Consider the following 15,954-nt stretch of genomic DNA (forward strand, 5'->3'; position numbering starts at 1 on the left):
CAATGTATCTGTTCAGATGCATGGCTAATGTACAAATATTGAAACAAAAATTCCAGTGCCCCTGTGATGTCATTCCAGTGCTTGACACTGGAATCCAGCTTTTGATCGAAAATGTTGTATAGTACACAATCAAATTTTCTGGATCCCAGTGTCTGGGCACTGGGATGAAACCCATTTGTTCCTATAGTTGTCTTTTCTCGTCTACCTTATTTTGCCACTCTGCTAAACAGATACATACCAATAATAGTTGTGAGCGGTACAAGTTTAGTCCATATACCTTCCAAGCATAACACGCTCACGAAACTTTAATGCGATAGCTTGGTTTCTACTGAAAGACAGCATTATGCCAAGTGCGATGCTCGAAGATAAAAGAGAAGAACCACCATAGCTAAGTAACGGCAGGGTTATGCCGGTGGTAGGAAAAACACTCAATGTTACCCCTATGTTTATTATGAATTGTGTGATGAATTGCATTGAGATACCGAGAATCACTAACAGATTAAATAATTCATTTTCCCTATATGCAACGTAAAGCAAGCGGGCGGAAATGATACCAAATAACATCAATGTGGCTAAGCACGTAATCAAACCAAATTCTTCTGCTAAAACAGAAAACACAAAATCTGTATGACAATCAGGAAGAGAGGCTTTTACGCTACCTTCACCAGGGCCGACACCAGTTAATTGACCTCTTTTGAATGCTTCTAATGATTTTGTGACTTGAAAGTTATCGCGCTGCGTAAAAAAGACAAAATTGTAAATCCTTTGCTTTATATGTGGGAGGCATAAGTAAGCTATTGTAGTTCCAGTTGTGGCCATTCCTATTATGCATAGAAAGTATAAAAATGGTATACATGCAATAAACATTTGACCAATAAAAGAATATGTTAAAAGCATGGACATACTGAAATCAGGTTGCAAAAGTAACAACACAAAAACTAACAGAAATATTATGATTGATATGTGCATTTTAAACCTCATTTCGCTGGCCAAGATACTAGCTATAACAACAGAAAAAAATGGCCTTACGAACTCAGATGGTTGAACAGAAATTTTGACAATATGTAACCATCGTTTCGCACCTTTTACCTCTATACCAAGTATTATCGCAATTGCTACTAGAATAGTAAATAAAATGAAACCTGCGAACGAGAGGTTAAGTATAGTTCTTGTGTTGAGAAAAGAAAATGTCACCAAGGTAATTAGTGACAGGACTATATAAATTGTATGGCGCCGTATAAAATAATCCTGTGGTAGAAAAAGACGCTGCGCAATTACAGGGCTTGCTGAATAAACAAGAATGAAGCTTATAGTGAGCAAAAAAAACACTAGAAGGATGAGATAATAATCCAGCGTTCTATACCAGAGTTTAATATTCATTTTGTTCCAATGTGTAATGCCACTATTCCATAGCTCATATTATGAAACTCAACATTCTTAAAACCTACCTCTTCAATCTCCATTTTAAAATCAGCCTGAGTTGGAAATTCTCTGATGCTCTTTACTAAATATTCATAAGAACTCTTGTCTTTAGCAACTATGCTGCCAATTTTAGGAATTACTTTAAATGAATATAAGTCATAAAGTTTGGTAAATATCTCATTTTGATAGTGCATAGGGGCAAATTCTAAGCAGATAAATTTTCCATGTGGTTTTAATACCCTGTGCGCCTCATTTAAAGCCTTCTTACGGTCAGAAACATTTCGAATGCCAAAAGCTATTGTGCAATAATCAAATTCGGAGTCTTCAAATGGTAAACTTTCTGCACTTGCACATACCCAATCAAAATTAATTTGGTTTGAATTTATAGCTTTATCACGTCCTCTGCTTAGCATATTTTGATTTATATCGCACACTGTAACCTTAGCACTTGGCTCTTTTCTTACTATTCTTATTGCTATATCTCCAGTTCCTCCAGTAACATCTAAAACCTTAGAGTTTTTTGTAAAATGCACACTATTTACCATTTTATCTTTCCACAATCTGTGCATTCCGAGGCTCATTATATCATTCATGGTGTCGTAGCGATTTGCTACGGAGTCGAATACCTCTTTAACTAATTGCGATTTCTTCTTGATTTTTATAGTAGACATTACGTAAAGTCGCTCAACTCCTTTATAATTAGTAAAAATTAATTTGAATTAACGCAAATGTCAACGACAAACCTTAAGCCTGTTAAAATCTTCTTCAGCGTGGTATGATGACCGAGTTAGTGGGCTTGATGCAACCACTAAGAAACCTTTGGAGTAAGCAACGTATTTATAATGCTCAAATTCCTCTGGGGTAACATACCTATCAAGTTTTGCATGTTTTGGAGTTGGTTGTAGATATTGACCAATTGTAATAAAATCAACCTCAGCACTGCGCAAATCGTCCATAACCTGAAATATTTCCTCTTTTGTTTCTCCAAGACCAACCATAAGCCCCGACTTTGTGAAAACTTTAGGATTAATCTGCTTTACCATCTTCAACAAATATAGTGAATGAAAATAGCGAGCTCGTGGTCTTATTTTTGCATACAATCTCGGCACTGTTTCAATATTGTGGTTATAGACATCAGGTGATGCAACAGCAATTGCTTCAAATGCTCCTTTCTTATTTAAAAAATCAGGAGTTAAAATCTCTATTGTTGTTTCTGAAGTTATCTTTCTAATTTCTTCTATGCACTGTATAAACTGATTTGCGCCACCATCTGGTAAATCATCACGATCAACAGAAGTAATAACAACATGCTTCAAGTTCAACTTTTTTATCGCTTTTGCTAAATTTTCTGGCTCATGAGGGTCTAGTTTATCAGGAATGCCAGTTGCAACGTTGCAAAATGCACAAGCACGAGTGCAAACAGAACCAAGAATCATCACAGTAGCGTGACGTTTATTCCAACATTCACCAATATTTGGACATGCAGCTTCTTCACATACCGTATGCAAGTTATGCAGTTTAACGATGTTTAAGGTTTCATTGAATACTTCACCGGTCGGAGCTTTTGCTCTGAGCCATTGAGGTTTGTTATGCATCTGAAACGGCTAACTCTACCTCTTGCTTTACTAAAACTTTTTTCAACCTTCTTTTTATCTTCTGCGCTTTCTCACTTAGTTTAATCGTTCTTGTGTTGAGCAAAAAAGCATCTAAATCACCTTTGTAATCTATAGTTCTCAAAGTTCTTGTTGCTACACGAAATCTAAACTTTTTATTCAATATATCACTTGTCAACGTAACCTTATGTAAATTTAAAAGAAAGGTACGCTTTGTTTTACGATTCGAATGTGATACCTTATTACCAAAAGATTTTTTTCTATTTGTTAATTCACAAACTCTACTCACTTCAATATACCAAATTATTCTATGTACTTAGATTACCTTATATAGTCAAATAGTCAATACTCTCTTGCTTAATTTTTATACCATATACTGCTTTATAACCAAAAAATATCGTAATTTTTTCTATTATAAGAGAAATCATATGCTGAATTTCCAATGCTTTACTGCCATTTGTTACTACCAGATGCAACACACCCGAATTTATATTCTGTGCATATGAGATCTTTTTCGGTTTTGTACACTCTGCTATTTCTTTCCCTACTATATTTCGCCAGTTTAAAATCAGACGTATTTCATTTTTACTAATCTTATTTTTCATGCATTTTAATGCATAGTTTTCAATTATAGACTTTAATTTTTTTGGACCGCTGTGTTTGAGCATTTTTCTGTTTTGTTTCTAGGCTCTGTGGACAAAAAATATGAAGAGGGAGAAAAAAAGTGGTAGTTTAACCAAATGAACATAAAAATGGAGAAACTACCGAATGGAATATTATATAAAAGAAAGAAATTGGAAACAAATTTTAGAATTCATAAAAGGCATAAAAGGAATGCATAGTAAAGACGAAAAACGTTTAAGAATATTCATAGAAGCAGTGTGGTATATGGCGCGAAGTGGTTGCCAATAGCGACTTTTGCCGAAAATCTATGGCAATTACAGAAGTATACACAAACGATTTAAGAGATGGTGCGAAAGGGGTATTTGGAAAAATTTATTGGAGTACACAAAACAAGAGCCAGATTTAGAAGCCGTCATAATCGACGGTACGATCATTAGAGCCCATCCATGTTCGGCTGGATATACAAAAGATTCGAAGGATCAAGAGGCTTTAGGGCGAAGTAAAGGTGGCTTTACGACTAAAATTCATGCACTTGTTGATGCATTGGGAAATCCTTTAAAATTTATACTTACTCCTGGCCAGAGGAATGAAATTACACAAGCTGAAGTATTAACAAAAAATGTCTATAACTCCATTGTAGTAGCTGATAAGGGTTATGACAGCAATGCTTTTGTGGTCAGCCTTGAAAACAGGAAATGTGAAATCGTAATTCCATCAAAAAGGAATCGAAAAGTGCAAAGATACTATGATGAGCATATTTATAAAGAACGTCATTTGATTGAGTGCTTTTTCGGTAAAATTAAAAATTTTAGGCGCATTTTTTCCAGATTTGACAAGACCGCAGAGGTTTACATGGGATTTCTAAATTTTGTTGGAGCTCTCATATGGCTTCTCTAAAATTTTGTCCACAGAGCCTAGTATAACTAATACCAATTCCCATTACACGGCAAACAGATAGACAATAATAGAAGACAAGCCATAATGAAATAAGTGAAATAGTCGAGGTATAAATGGCACTAAGATCAAAATTATTGGATGAAGAAGTAGTAAAATCAGCAAAAAAAATGCTGAAGAAAGTAAGGAACAATGCATATGTTGCAAAAAAACTAAATGCTGTAATTGCAGCAAAAAAGCATAGTATAACGGCTGTAGCAAAAATATATTGCATTTCAAGAAGCGCACTAACTTCGTGGATAAAACTCTTGAAATTAGGCAGAGAAGAAAAATTGTTTGCTCCTCCACAACGGCGTAGAAAAACTAAATTAAATCAGGCTCAACTACAGCAAGTTGAAGCATGGGTAGGAGAAAATCCTAATATTACCATTAAAGAAATGAGAATAAGAATCCAGGAAAAGTTCGGCTTAAATATTAGCAAATCTACAGTACACCGCTATATGCAAAAGATGAAATTCTCTTATATTACACCAAGACCAGTACACAATGTACAAGATAAAAGAAAACAAGAGGAATTCAAAAAAAAATCTCAACGAAGTTATTGGCAAGTATTCTGAAAAAGAGCTGTTTTTCTTCGATGAATCGCGGTTTGGCACACATTCAAAGACCGGGCATGGATGGTTTAAAAAAGGCGTCAGAACAAAAGTTAAGGTAAAATTAGGTAGGGAAAATTTTTATCTCTACAGTGCAGTTAATCCTAGAAATGGGGAGAATTCTAGCTTGTTTGCACCGAATGTCAACACTGATTGTATGAATATATTTCTTGAGCAAATGTCTCAATATTTGGGACCACGAGAAGCCTTTCTTGTTATGGATTGTGCTAGTTGGCATAAGTCGAAAAGTTTAAAGGTACCTAAAAATATTGAGATTATATACCTACCACCATACTCACCTGAACTCAATCCAGTTGAGAGGCTTTGGTTGTATGTAAAACAGAACATTTTGCGCAATAAAATATACGATACTATTGCTTTGCTTGAGAGTGCTTTGTGTAAATTTATTACTTCTCTTACCTACTCCACAATTAAACAACTCTGCTATGTATCCTATTTGAATGACCAACAATGAGAATTGGTATAAATAAGTAAGGTTTACCACTACATTGGATTTCTTAAAGCCCTGTCATTCCAGTGCGTACTGCACGAACATTGTAATTTGAGTCCACCAGGGAGGATGTCATCCCAGTGCTCAGACACATAGCTGTACGAACATTCATTTTTGAAGACAGCAAATGGTGTCATTCCAGTCTGGAATCCAGAAATTTTGCTTATAACTGAGCTGATGAGCTAAAGGTAGTTGTCTTACGCTAAAATAAACGTTTTTAATTAAGTTGCATAGAACCAGTGTCTGGGCACTGCCCCACTGGTGGCCCAAACTACAACGTTCGTACAGTTGTGTGCTCAGACACTGGGATCCAGAAAAATTGATTGTGCACTATACAACATTTTCGATCAAAAGCTGGATGCCAGTGTCAAGCACTGGCATGACACCATTTGCTGTGTTTAACAAAAATAAATGTTCGTACAGTTGTGTAGCTAACACTGGGATGACAACCTTCTAACTGCTTTACAAACCTCTAGCCTCACACCATAAAAGCAGTATTTTTATGTAAAATTTATCTCAACGTAGCACTTGTCAAGTAAGTCGTTCCATTCAAAAATTTTTGTTTTGCCTCATAATTAACCTTATAGCTGTTTTAATTGTAATTGGTTAAATTATTATTAACTTGCTAGGCTAGATCCAAAAAATAGCATTCAATATGCAAATTGCAATAGAAATCACATTTGCGTATGGTTTATTGCTATGTGGTCAATCTTTCCTCAATCCAAGCTGCTTGAATGGCCTCGAGTATTTTCTCGTTACAGCGTTTTTCATCATCATCAAATTCCTCTAAACTCAAGACCTTTTTTTTAAGCTCAGTGAATCTGATATTAATTATATTCTCATCTGGAAATTTTTCCTCCAGAGCTTCTACAATATCTTCTATATCAAGCCATTTCATACTTTTTTGTATTTATCTGCTAAGTTAAATTGGTGCCCATGGGGAGACTTGAACTCCCAAGGTCGCAAAACCCACGGATTTTAAGTCCGCTGCGTCTACCGATTCCGCCACACGGGCTTTTTTTTATCTATCTAGAGTAAAACTCTACTACTAAATTGACTTCCATGTCTGCTGAATAAGGAACCTCAGAATATTGAGGTGACCTCAAATACTTCACTGAATGCTCTTTACTATCTGTCTCTAAATAATCCGGAGCCTTGCGCTCTTGTTTTTGTTCAGCCTCTACTACTACAGGGATTTTTGCTGCCCTTTCTCTTATTTTTATTATATCACCTGGTTTCACTCGATAACTCGATATGTTGACCACCTTATCATTAACTGTAACGTGCTTATGAGATATGAGCTGTTTCGCTGCATAAATTGTTGGCACAAGACTAGAGTGGTATAGAACAGAACTGAGCCTTGATTCTAAAATACCGATAAAATTATCAGCCGTATAACCCCTTCTGTTATAAGCATCTAAAAATGTACGTCTGAGCTGCTTACTTGAAATCGCATAGTAAAACTTAAATTTCTTATGCGCAGCAAACTGCTTACCAAAGTCAGATAACTTCTTGAATCCAAGAGTACCATGTTGACCTGGAGGGTATTTCCTTTTGTTTACTGGGTCTTTAGCTCTACCCCATAAATTTACACCAAGCCTACGGCTGATTCTATACTTTCTAGTGATAACAGTTGTCATATAAAAATTCTCACGATTTAACTCTAGATTATTAAGGATTTCAGCACTCAGTGTCAACTTGTTTTTGCTGGTATAATCTTTTATACTTTATTTTTAAGTTTTTCTATGAATCATCTACCTTTGGAATCTATGGCAAACGCCATCCGTTTTTTATCAATTGATGCAGTACAAAAAGCAAACTCTGGACACCCAGGTATGCCACTTGGCATGGCGGATGTTGCAACTATTTTGTTTGCTAAATATCTGAATCATAATCCTGATGATTCTAAATGGTTCAATAGAGATCGCTTTGTTTTATCAAACGGCCATGGGTCAATGTTACTATACTCAATATTATATTTGACAGGTTATACTAGCATAGATGAGCTAAAAAACTTCAGGCAAATGGGATCCAAGACCCCAGGTCATCCAGAGTTTGGCTTGACTTCCGGGGTAGAGGCAACAACAGGCCCGCTCGGTCAGGGGTTTGCCGCTGCTGTTGGCATGGCACTTGCTGAATCAATCCTTAAAAAGCAATTCAGAATCAATCACTACACTTACGTAATGCTAGGGGATGGCTGTCTTATGGAAGGAATAAGCCATGAAGCAGCATCACTTGCTGGGCATCTTAAATTGAATAAATTAATAGCCCTTTTTGATGATAATGATATCTCTATAGATGGCGCTACTTGCCTTTCCTGCTCTGATGATGTAGAGAAACGCTTCTTAGCGTATGGATGGAATGTTGACAAAATTGATGGCCATGATTTTGATGCCATATCCCTGGCAATAGAGCGAGCACAAAAATCAGAAAAGCCATCGCTTATTTGCTGCAAAACCATTATCGGAAAATTTTCAAGCCGTGCTGGCACATCCTCTGCTCATAGTGGTGCTTTTTCGGAGGAAGACATCAAACAGATGAGAGAGAAATTAAACTGGAATTATGAACCATTCCATGTGCCAGATGATGTAAAAAATGCCTGGATGAAAACTGTTGAGAGAGCAAAACAAAATTACAATTCGATGTCGTTCCAGCACTTGACCAGTGAAGAAGAAAAAGAATGGATCCCAGTGTCAAGCACTGGGATGACAAAGAGTGAAACTGGGATAACAGAGGATTACGCAGAACTTCAAAAACAGCGTTTGCCGGATAATATCAACAATTCGGTGTCATTCCAGTGCTTGACACTGGAATCCAGTGAAAATAAAGAACTGCAAAGAAGACTTGCGAAACATTTACCAGATAATATCGATAGTGTTTTTGCTGGTCTAAAGAAACAAATATGTGAGCTAATGCCAAGTGAAGCTACTCGATCTTCTTTTGGCAGGGTGATGGAGCTTTTAGCACAACATATGCCAGAACTAGTTGGCGGTTCTGCTGATCTTACTGGGTCAAATTGCACTAAATATAAGCACATGCAGGTAATAGATAGTAATAATTATAGTGGTTCTTATGTCCACTATGGAGTGAGAGAACACGCTATGGCAGCATGTATGAATGGCATGGCTCTTCACGGCGCGATTCTTCCTTATGGTGGCACTTTTTTGGTATTTTCCGACTATTGCCGCCCTGCTATACGTCTTTCAGCTTTGATGAAACAGCAGGTCATATATGTCATGACTCATGACTCAATTGGAGTAGGAGAAGATGGCCCAACTCACCAACCAATAGAGCATTTAGCTTCTTTGCGCGCTATACCAAATTTGTATATTTTTAGGCCAGCCGATGCAGTTGAAACTCTAGAGTGTGTTAGCATTGCACTCGAAAAAAAAGAGTCACCCGCACTGTTTGCGCTCTCAAGGCAAAACGTAAGTTACATGCATTCTGATATCGATCAATCTGCTAATCTATCGAAGTTTGGTGCATATATTTTGTGTGAATGTTCAAAAGAATTAAAAGTGACAATATTTGCTACGGGGTCCGAGGTTGAAATTGCAGTTAAAGCAAGGGAGAAATTGCAGGAAAAGGGTATAGGTACAAGGGTTGTTTCTATGCCATGCTGGAGGCTTTTTGATGAGCAAAGTGATGAATATAAAGCGGCGATATTAAATAATGACAGCATCAAAGTTGCAATTGAAGCCGGAAGTGAAATGGGTTGGCATAAATATATAGGTTCAAACGGTATATTTGTTGGCATGAAAAGCTTTGGAGAATCAGCACCTTATAAAACACTTTATGAGCATTTTAATATCAGCGCAAATCACGTAGTAAAATGTGTGTGTGAGAAACTGGTTTACATTTAGTAGACCTCTTGCATAACCATATGAAAGCCCACTCTTCTTTGTCATTCCAGCGCGTGACGTTATTTCCATCCAAGATGGTGTCATCCGAATAGCTGACACTGGTTCCTTTATGACGGCAGTGCCCAGAGGTGTCATCCCAGTGCTTGACACTGGGATCCAGTTTTCTTTACAAATTCACCAAAAGTGTTTCATTCTATAACGCAAAACCCATACTCACCAAACCCAATGCATTACTTGCAATTAAGTTTCCTGGATCCAAGTAGTCAGGGCACTGGGATGACAGAAGGAGGTACTGGGATGACAGGAGAAGGAGGCTACTTCGAGAGGATGTCATTCCAGTGCTTGACACTGGTTTCCATCCAAGACGGTGTCATCCCAGTGCTTGACACTGGAATCTAGTAAACCTTTAGCTATATTATGTTATTTTCTCCTGAATCATTCGGTGATTCTGACACAACTGTTTGGTCAGATTCAGATGATGATTGTGTTGGCTCATCAGACCCAAACAACCATGAAAAAACCCCACCAAAAAATGATGCAATTAATGAAAAAGGCTTCATAAGTATACTAAACAAACTACCAAAAAAAGAGCTCGGCTGTTCTTCTGGTTGAACATTACCTTCTTGTTCCTCCTGATCTCCTTCATTATCTGTTGATGACTTACCATCATCAGTTTTTTCTGCGGCTTTTTTTAATAGAGCTTTTATTTCTCCGTTAGTAGTTAAACCTAAGGGAGTATTTCCATCTTCATCTTTTATATTAACGTTTGCCTTTGCTTCTATTAGAGCATCTACTATCTCTTTGTTGTTATTTTGAGCAGCTAAATGTAGAGGGGTCCTACCACGATTATCTACTACATCAACCTTCGCCCCTTTATTTAATAGCATTTCTACTATCTCTTTGTTGTTATTTTGAGCAGCCAAATGTAGAGGAGTCCTACCACGATTATCTACTACATCAACCTTCGCCTCTTTATTTAATAGCATTTTTACCATATCTTCTCTGCCATACTTGGCGGCTAAGTGTAAAGGAGTCCTATCATTTTTGTTTACTTCATTAACATCGGTCGCGTCTAACAACTGCTCCATAAAATTTTTGCTGTTTGTGTAAACAGCTAAATGTAAGAGATTCCCTACATTGTTACGCTCTTCTTCTTTAACAAATGCTTCTTCTATCGATTTGTTATGAATATCATCAGATTTGTTGGTGTAGGATACATCAGTAAAATTCTTTACATTATTTTCACCGATATCAGCCTTTATATGTATGTAACCTTGACCGTTTTTAACAAAATCTTTTCCTAATGATTGGTAATGATCAATAATTTTCTTTTCTATTGATTGATGAGATTCTTTGATATCTTCTATAATTTGACTTATTTCTGTTGGTGAGAAGCTAAAAACTTCAGGTTTATAGTAATCAAAAGCTTCCCCATGATCAAGGCTAAAAAATGGAGGATATACACGATAATTAAAACCTTTGTATTTGAATTGGAGTACACCAGTTCCAATAAATCCTAGATTGTGGTTCTCTTCCAGTTGTAATAAAAAATTATTCCATTTATTTTCATCGAACTGATGGTAATGAGGCCACGAGTAAATTAATACTTGATTTCCAAAATCAAAATTCACATGAATACTGTTCGGATTTTCAAAGTTATTTCTATTTTGTTTCAAGTTATCTTTAGCAAGAACTGTGACTGACATCTTATCGACATTATCGTTGATGCATTCTGAAAAGATTGTTCTAATACCAATTCTCATTGTTGTGCAGTCAAATAGGATACATAGCAGAGTTGTTTAATTGTGGAGTAGGTAAGAGAAGTAATAAATTTACACAAAGCACTCTCAAGCAAAGCAATAGTATCGTATATTTTATTGCGCAAAATGTTCTGTTTTACATACAACCAAAGCCTCTCGACAGTCAGGTGAATATGGAGGTAGGTATATAATCTCAATATTTTTAGGTACCTTTAAATTTTTTGACTTATGCCAACTAGCACAGTCCATAACGAGAAAAGCCTTTCGTGTCCCCAGATATTGCGACATTTGCTCAAGAAATACATTCATGCAATCAGTATTAACGTTTGGTGCAAGCAAACTGGAACTTTCTCCATTTTCAGGGTTAACTGCACTGTAAAGATAAAAATTATGCCTACCTAATTTTATTTTAACCCGAGTCCTAGTGCCTTTTTTAAACCACCCGTGTCCAACTTTTGAATGTGTGCCAAACCGCGATTCATCGAAGAAAAACAGCTCTTTTTCAGGATACTTGCCAATAACTTCGTTGAGATTTTTTTTTGAATTCCTCTTGTTTTCTTTTATCTTGTACATTGTGTACTGGTCTTGGTGTAATATAAGAGAATTTCATCTTTTGCATATAGCGGTGTACTGTAGATTTGCTAATATTTAAGCCGAACTTTTCCTGGATTCTTATTCTCATTTCTTTAATGGTAATATTAGGGTTTTTTTCTATCCATGCTTCAACTTGCTGTAGTTGAGCATGATCTAATTTAGTTTTTCTACGCCGTTGTGGAGGAGCAAACAATTTTTCTTCTCTGCCTAATTTCAAGAGTTTTATCCACGAAGTTAGTGCGCTTCTTGAAATGCAATATATTTTTGCTACAGCCATTATACTATGCTTTTTTGCTGCAATTACAGCATTTAGTTTTTTTGCAACATATGCATTGTTCCTTACTTTCTTCAGCATTTTTTTTGCTGATTTTACTACTTCTTCATCCAATAATTTTGATCTTAGTGCCATTTATACCTCAACTATTTTACTTACTTCATTATGGCTTTTCTTCCATTGTTGTCCATCTGTTTGCCGTGTAATGGGAATTGGTATAACATTATGAATATTTTGATCTAATGAAGCTCTGTTCACTATGAGTGAGGACTCACCAAACCATATTTTAACTTCCTTTAGATTGTCCGAGTAATCATGTTCACTATTGAGGGAATTTCCTCTATTATAATTCTGTACTCTGTTCTTGTCACCACTTACTTTAACAACAGTTTTAGGTCTATTATTACCTATTGAATCACTCATCCCACACCCCCCTGTAAAATTACATTATCACAGCAAAATCATTAATAACCCATGAACTCTATGTTCCTGGATCACGCAAATAATGCCCGTGTTTTTCGGTATATTTGAGCAGGCTGTACATAAGAATCGCAATTGTAGAGCATACTATTGTTAATAGTAAATTTGGTAAAATACCATAGGGAAAAAATTTTCCTACTATATATATTCCAATAGCCCCAAACATCATATTGCAGAATGAGAGGACTGCACTACCAAGCCCTATACCTTTGATCGTTTCTAAAGCAGAAGTTACGTTATTGCTTATTATTAATGCAAGCCCAATATTGGCTGGAATCCAGGCAACTTGAAGAATTAATATACTTAACTTGTCCGCGAAATAAAAATATACCAATAAACTATCGGATATTATCGGTAACACCAAACCTATTATTAGCATTTTGCTAACCCCTACTTTTGGTACATACCTTCTATTAATTAAAGTTCCAATTATGTAAAATATGACTATGATCGATATGAGGTAGCCAAAATACTGTACTTCAATGCCCATCGATTCAAATATGAAAGGATAGTTAGCAACGTATGCCCAAAGCCATATGAAAGTTAATCCATGAATGGCTGAAAACCCAAGGAAACGATAATTTCTAAATATTGATATATATTGTTTGAAGATATTAACAATCACATTAGTTGTATTTTTATTCACAGTGAGTGTTTCTTGTAACTTAAAGTAAATAAAAATAAGCATAGCAATTGCCACAAGTGATATAATAAAAAACAAAAATTTCCAATGATAACCATGTGAAATTATATAACTGCCCACCACTGGAGCTATTCCAGGTGAGAGTGCCACAACCATATTTAATTTTGAAATTACTCTCGAGTATTCACTACCCGAGTACATATCCCTTATTGCTGCATACCCAACAACACCTGCAGCACCAGCCCCTGTTCCTTGTATGAAGCGAATTAGTATCAAGAGCGCAATACTGTCGGCTATATAACACATGACACTTGCCAAAGTAAAAATTGTCATACCAATCAGCATCATTGGACGCCTACCATAATGGTCTGACAATGGCCCATAAATTAAGCCAGATACCGCAAATCCAACTAGATTTAAGCTAATTGTAAGCTGCACTACACTGCCTTCTACTTTAAAATAATTGGCAATGCTTGGTAGTGCAACTGAGTATAGGTCAGTTGCCATATCGACAATTGCTACAGACAATATCATAATAAGAGAGATGATATTTTGCGAAAGAGCTGTTTTCACTTAATGATTTACTGGATTAAATATACTTGATTATAATATATTTTTTTCATTAGTATATTAATTTAACTACTGAAATTAAGAGCAGCTATTCGAGAAAAAGCCTGTGAAGGCTCTATCCAGTAGGGTGTCATCCCAGTGCAATGACTACTTGGATCTAGTTTTTAATTTAACGTAATCAAGAACGTTGTGTTTTACTTTTATGCTTACCAAATTAGTTTACAATCAAAGTTTCCTGGACCCCAGTGTCTGGGCACATAACTGTACGAACATTGCGATTTGGACCTACCAGAAGGGCAATGCCTCTTATCCAAGTACCCTCTTCTTGTCATTCCAGTCTGGAATCCAGCCTTTCCATAATCATTAAAACGTTGTGTTTTAACATAAAACAGCTATTTTTATGCTTGCCAACTTAACAAAATTCCTAGATCCCAGTGTCAAGCACTGGGATGACACCCTCCTAGTGGATTCAAATCACAATGTTCGTACAGTTGTGTGTCTGGGCACTGGGATGACAGGAGAAGGAGGCTACTTAGATGACACCCTCCTAGTGGATTCAAATCACAATGTTCGTACAGTTATGTGCTTTGACACTGGAATCTTAAGCTCAAATCATAAAAAGCCTGAATTTCAATATCTTATCTTTAATTATTCAAGTTTAAGTTTAAATACTGAGCATCAGTTGTTCAGGACCTTTGCTTCCGTGTTATCCAATGAATCACCATAAGTCACTGCTTTCAGGTAAAATTTTCTCCCTGGTTGCACTTCGAAAGATCGGGCCATACAAAACTTTCTATCATCAAATCAATGATGATAGAAAGTTCCAAAAGTCTACTATAAACCTTTTATTTCAATGATAGCTTTTCCATTGCCATCTGGTCTGTTTTCGCCTCTTCTAGCTTGTTGTCTATATGATATAGATCTTTTCCCCTCATCCAGGATAAATCACTATTTGCTGGACTAATAGCATAGTTACCATTATTACAATTAAAAGAAAAAATGGACATTTGCTCACTTTCTCACCGTTTAATTGAACAGAAAGAGCTTTTAATGTACTCATTTGGGCAGAATTTAAGCTAAATTCACCAAGCAAGGTGTTAATATACTGAAAGTTTTCGATATTATATAGCTCTTGTATTCCGTTGCTTTCAAAGTCTGAAATACATTTTTTAATCTTTTCCTCTACTTGCTTAATTACTTTATTTTTGAGTTCTTCATCTTTATCTTTTGTGACTAAGGAGACTGCGATACCTAATACTTCTTTTTCTAAGATTGGAGATAAGTGCTTTTTAACCTCACTACAAGCTTCTTTTTGGCTTAGTATTCTATCTTTATAATCAGACAAAATGTTAACTGCTACACTTGAATTATTTATCGCAATGCAATCGTTATTTGAAGAGATACTCACATTTTTGTATTCATCATAACAACTTGAGTTTTTTACATCTACTGCATTTGCATAATCCAAGTTTCCCTCTTGATTAAGAAAACCGGCTATGACATTTCCTAATAAAATTCCCTCAGGGATTGTTATATCCCTTCCTATATGACCATTAATTGATTTTAAAGAATCAAAATCTATATATATTCCTTCTTTTTGTTTTGTAAATTGTTTTAAAAGAGCAAGAGCAACTAATCTAAAAGAATCTATTTCAACGGCAAAATACATTCTTTGCTCTTCTTTCATACTATACATATTCTTAAAGAAATCCTTTATGTTAATATCTTTTCCATCTATTTTCCACCCTGTATCTATTTCGCTCCAGTCATATTGATGCAAATCTACAACATATACTCCTTCAATTCTTTCTAGTTCACGTTTCAAGTCATCTATCTGATTTTGCTCAAACCCCGGGCCATTTATAACCAGATATATGTCCCTCTCCTCTTTATTTTTTAATTTATGATTTTTTATTATTTCTAAATAATTAAGGATACTGTTTTTACCGTCTGGTGAAGATGCACCATGTACTCTCGGCACCCAAGTTAGTATTATTGGTGCTTCATTTGATAATTCTTTTATACTATTAGACATCATTTCCTCACAAATATT

At 35.8% G+C, this 15,954-nt stretch carries 16 protein-coding genes, 1 tRNA gene and 2 pseudogenes; 6 read left to right on the forward strand and 13 right to left on the reverse strand.

The features are described from left to right. Positions 1-264: 264 nt before the first annotated feature. From ACWHVF_RS02965 to ACWHVF_RS02985, 5 genes are read right to left on the reverse strand one after another with little or no spacing between them, the layout of a single operon-like run. Entirely contained in the window at positions 265-1,380 is a 1,116-nt protein-coding gene (locus tag ACWHVF_RS02965) for an FtsW/RodA/SpoVE family cell cycle protein (RefSeq protein WP_064125524.1), read from the reverse strand. Continuing rightward, positions 1,377-2,093, reverse strand: coding sequence for a bifunctional demethylmenaquinone methyltransferase/2-methoxy-6-polyprenyl-1,4-benzoquinol methylase UbiE (gene ubiE / locus ACWHVF_RS02970; protein WP_064125523.1), 717 nt, complete (start codon positions 2,091-2,093; stop codon positions 1,377-1,379). Before ubiE ends, ACWHVF_RS02965 begins: the two co-directional genes overlap by 4 nt. A gap of 60 nt (positions 2,094-2,153) precedes the next feature. Further along, positions 2,154-3,017: a lipoyl synthase gene (gene lipA, locus ACWHVF_RS02975; RefSeq protein WP_064125522.1), complete on the reverse strand. Its 864-nt coding sequence runs from the start codon at positions 3,015-3,017 to the stop codon at positions 2,154-2,156. Continuing rightward, positions 3,010-3,324, reverse strand: a complete 315-nt coding sequence (rpmB, locus tag ACWHVF_RS02980; RefSeq protein ID WP_006279619.1) for a 50S ribosomal protein L28 — start codon at positions 3,322-3,324, stop codon at positions 3,010-3,012. The genes lipA and rpmB overlap by 8 nt, the downstream gene beginning before the upstream one ends. Positions 3,325-3,361: 37 nt before the next feature. Then, positions 3,362-3,703: a DUF721 domain-containing protein gene (locus tag ACWHVF_RS02985; RefSeq protein WP_064125521.1), complete on the reverse strand. Its 342-nt coding sequence runs from the start codon at positions 3,701-3,703 to the stop codon at positions 3,362-3,364. 100 nt (positions 3,704-3,803) lie between these two features. Here ACWHVF_RS02985 and ACWHVF_RS02990 point away from each other — a divergent pair. The 3 genes and pseudogenes from ACWHVF_RS02990 (at position 3,804) to ACWHVF_RS03000 (ending at position 6,174) form a co-directional block, all read left to right on the forward strand. After that, a pseudogene (locus ACWHVF_RS02990) lies at positions 3,804-4,556 on the forward strand (IS5 family transposase). 113 nt (positions 4,557-4,669) lie between these two features. Beyond that, a protein-coding gene (locus ACWHVF_RS02995; protein ID WP_447933057.1) for an IS630 family transposase occupies positions 4,670-5,681 on the forward strand; the annotation gives its coding sequence in 2 pieces (ribosomal slippage) (positions 4,670-5,131 and positions 5,133-5,681; 1,011 coding nt in all). Between the two features lie 262 nt (positions 5,682-5,943). Then, positions 5,944-6,174, forward strand: a complete 231-nt coding sequence (locus ACWHVF_RS03000) for a WPE palindromic element domain-containing protein (RefSeq protein WP_447933151.1) — start codon at positions 5,944-5,946, stop codon at positions 6,172-6,174. Positions 6,175-6,414: 240 nt separating this feature from the next. On the opposite strand, the gene iscX is transcribed toward ACWHVF_RS03000, so the two are convergent. The 3 genes from iscX to rpsD form a co-directional block, all read right to left on the reverse strand. After that, positions 6,415-6,615: a Fe-S cluster assembly protein IscX gene (gene iscX, locus ACWHVF_RS03005; protein ID WP_064125440.1), complete on the reverse strand. Its 201-nt coding sequence runs from the start codon at positions 6,613-6,615 to the stop codon at positions 6,415-6,417. 30 nt (positions 6,616-6,645) lie between these two features. Next, positions 6,646-6,732, reverse strand: a tRNA-Leu gene (locus tag ACWHVF_RS03010). Positions 6,733-6,742: 10 nt separating this feature from the next. Further along, positions 6,743-7,357: a 30S ribosomal protein S4 gene (rpsD, locus tag ACWHVF_RS03015; protein ID WP_064125441.1), complete on the reverse strand. Its 615-nt coding sequence runs from the start codon at positions 7,355-7,357 to the stop codon at positions 6,743-6,745. 105 nt (positions 7,358-7,462) lie between these two features. Here rpsD and ACWHVF_RS03020 point away from each other — a divergent pair, with 105 nt between their 5' ends. Together ACWHVF_RS03020 and ACWHVF_RS03025 are read left to right on the forward strand one after the other, a co-directional pair. Beyond that, the gene (locus tag ACWHVF_RS03020; RefSeq protein WP_064125439.1) at positions 7,463-9,580 is read left to right on the forward strand and encodes a transketolase family protein; all 2,118 of its coding nucleotides are present in this window, start codon (positions 7,463-7,465) and stop codon (positions 9,578-9,580) included. Positions 9,581-9,763: 183 nt separating this feature from the next. Beyond that, positions 9,764-9,979: a hypothetical protein gene (locus tag ACWHVF_RS03025; RefSeq protein WP_447933152.1), complete on the forward strand. Its 216-nt coding sequence runs from the start codon at positions 9,764-9,766 to the stop codon at positions 9,977-9,979. An 11-nt stretch (positions 9,980-9,990) separates the two neighbouring features. Here ACWHVF_RS03025 and ACWHVF_RS03030 read toward each other — a convergent pair whose 3' ends face one another. The 4 genes and pseudogenes from ACWHVF_RS03030 to ACWHVF_RS03045 form a co-directional block, all read right to left on the reverse strand. Beyond that, positions 9,991-11,343, reverse strand: coding sequence for an ankyrin repeat domain-containing protein (locus ACWHVF_RS03030; RefSeq protein ID WP_064125438.1), 1,353 nt, complete (start codon positions 11,341-11,343; stop codon positions 9,991-9,993). Beyond that, positions 11,340-12,343: pseudogene (locus tag ACWHVF_RS03035) on the reverse strand (IS630 family transposase). Before ACWHVF_RS03035 ends, ACWHVF_RS03030 begins: the two are co-directional and overlap by 4 nt. Further along, a complete protein-coding gene (locus tag ACWHVF_RS03040; RefSeq protein ID WP_447933153.1) occupies positions 12,344-12,631 on the reverse strand; it encodes a hypothetical protein in 288 nt (95 codons plus the stop codon). Positions 12,632-12,689: 58 nt separating this feature from the next. Further along, a complete protein-coding gene (locus tag ACWHVF_RS03045; RefSeq protein WP_447933154.1) occupies positions 12,690-13,904 on the reverse strand; it encodes a multidrug effflux MFS transporter in 1,215 nt (404 codons plus the stop codon). 397 nt (positions 13,905-14,301) lie between these two features. Between ACWHVF_RS03045 and ACWHVF_RS03050 the strand changes: the two genes are divergently transcribed. Beyond that, positions 14,302-14,628, forward strand: a complete 327-nt coding sequence (locus tag ACWHVF_RS03050; RefSeq protein ID WP_064125497.1) for a hypothetical protein — start codon at positions 14,302-14,304, stop codon at positions 14,626-14,628. Between the two features lie 204 nt (positions 14,629-14,832). On the opposite strand, the gene ACWHVF_RS03055 is transcribed toward ACWHVF_RS03050, so the two are convergent. Continuing rightward, positions 14,833-15,939, reverse strand: coding sequence for a hypothetical protein (locus ACWHVF_RS03055; protein WP_447933155.1), 1,107 nt, complete (start codon positions 15,937-15,939; stop codon positions 14,833-14,835). Positions 15,940-15,954 lie beyond the last annotated feature (15 nt).

This window comes from Wolbachia endosymbiont of Dactylopius coccus, assembly GCF_977011065.1.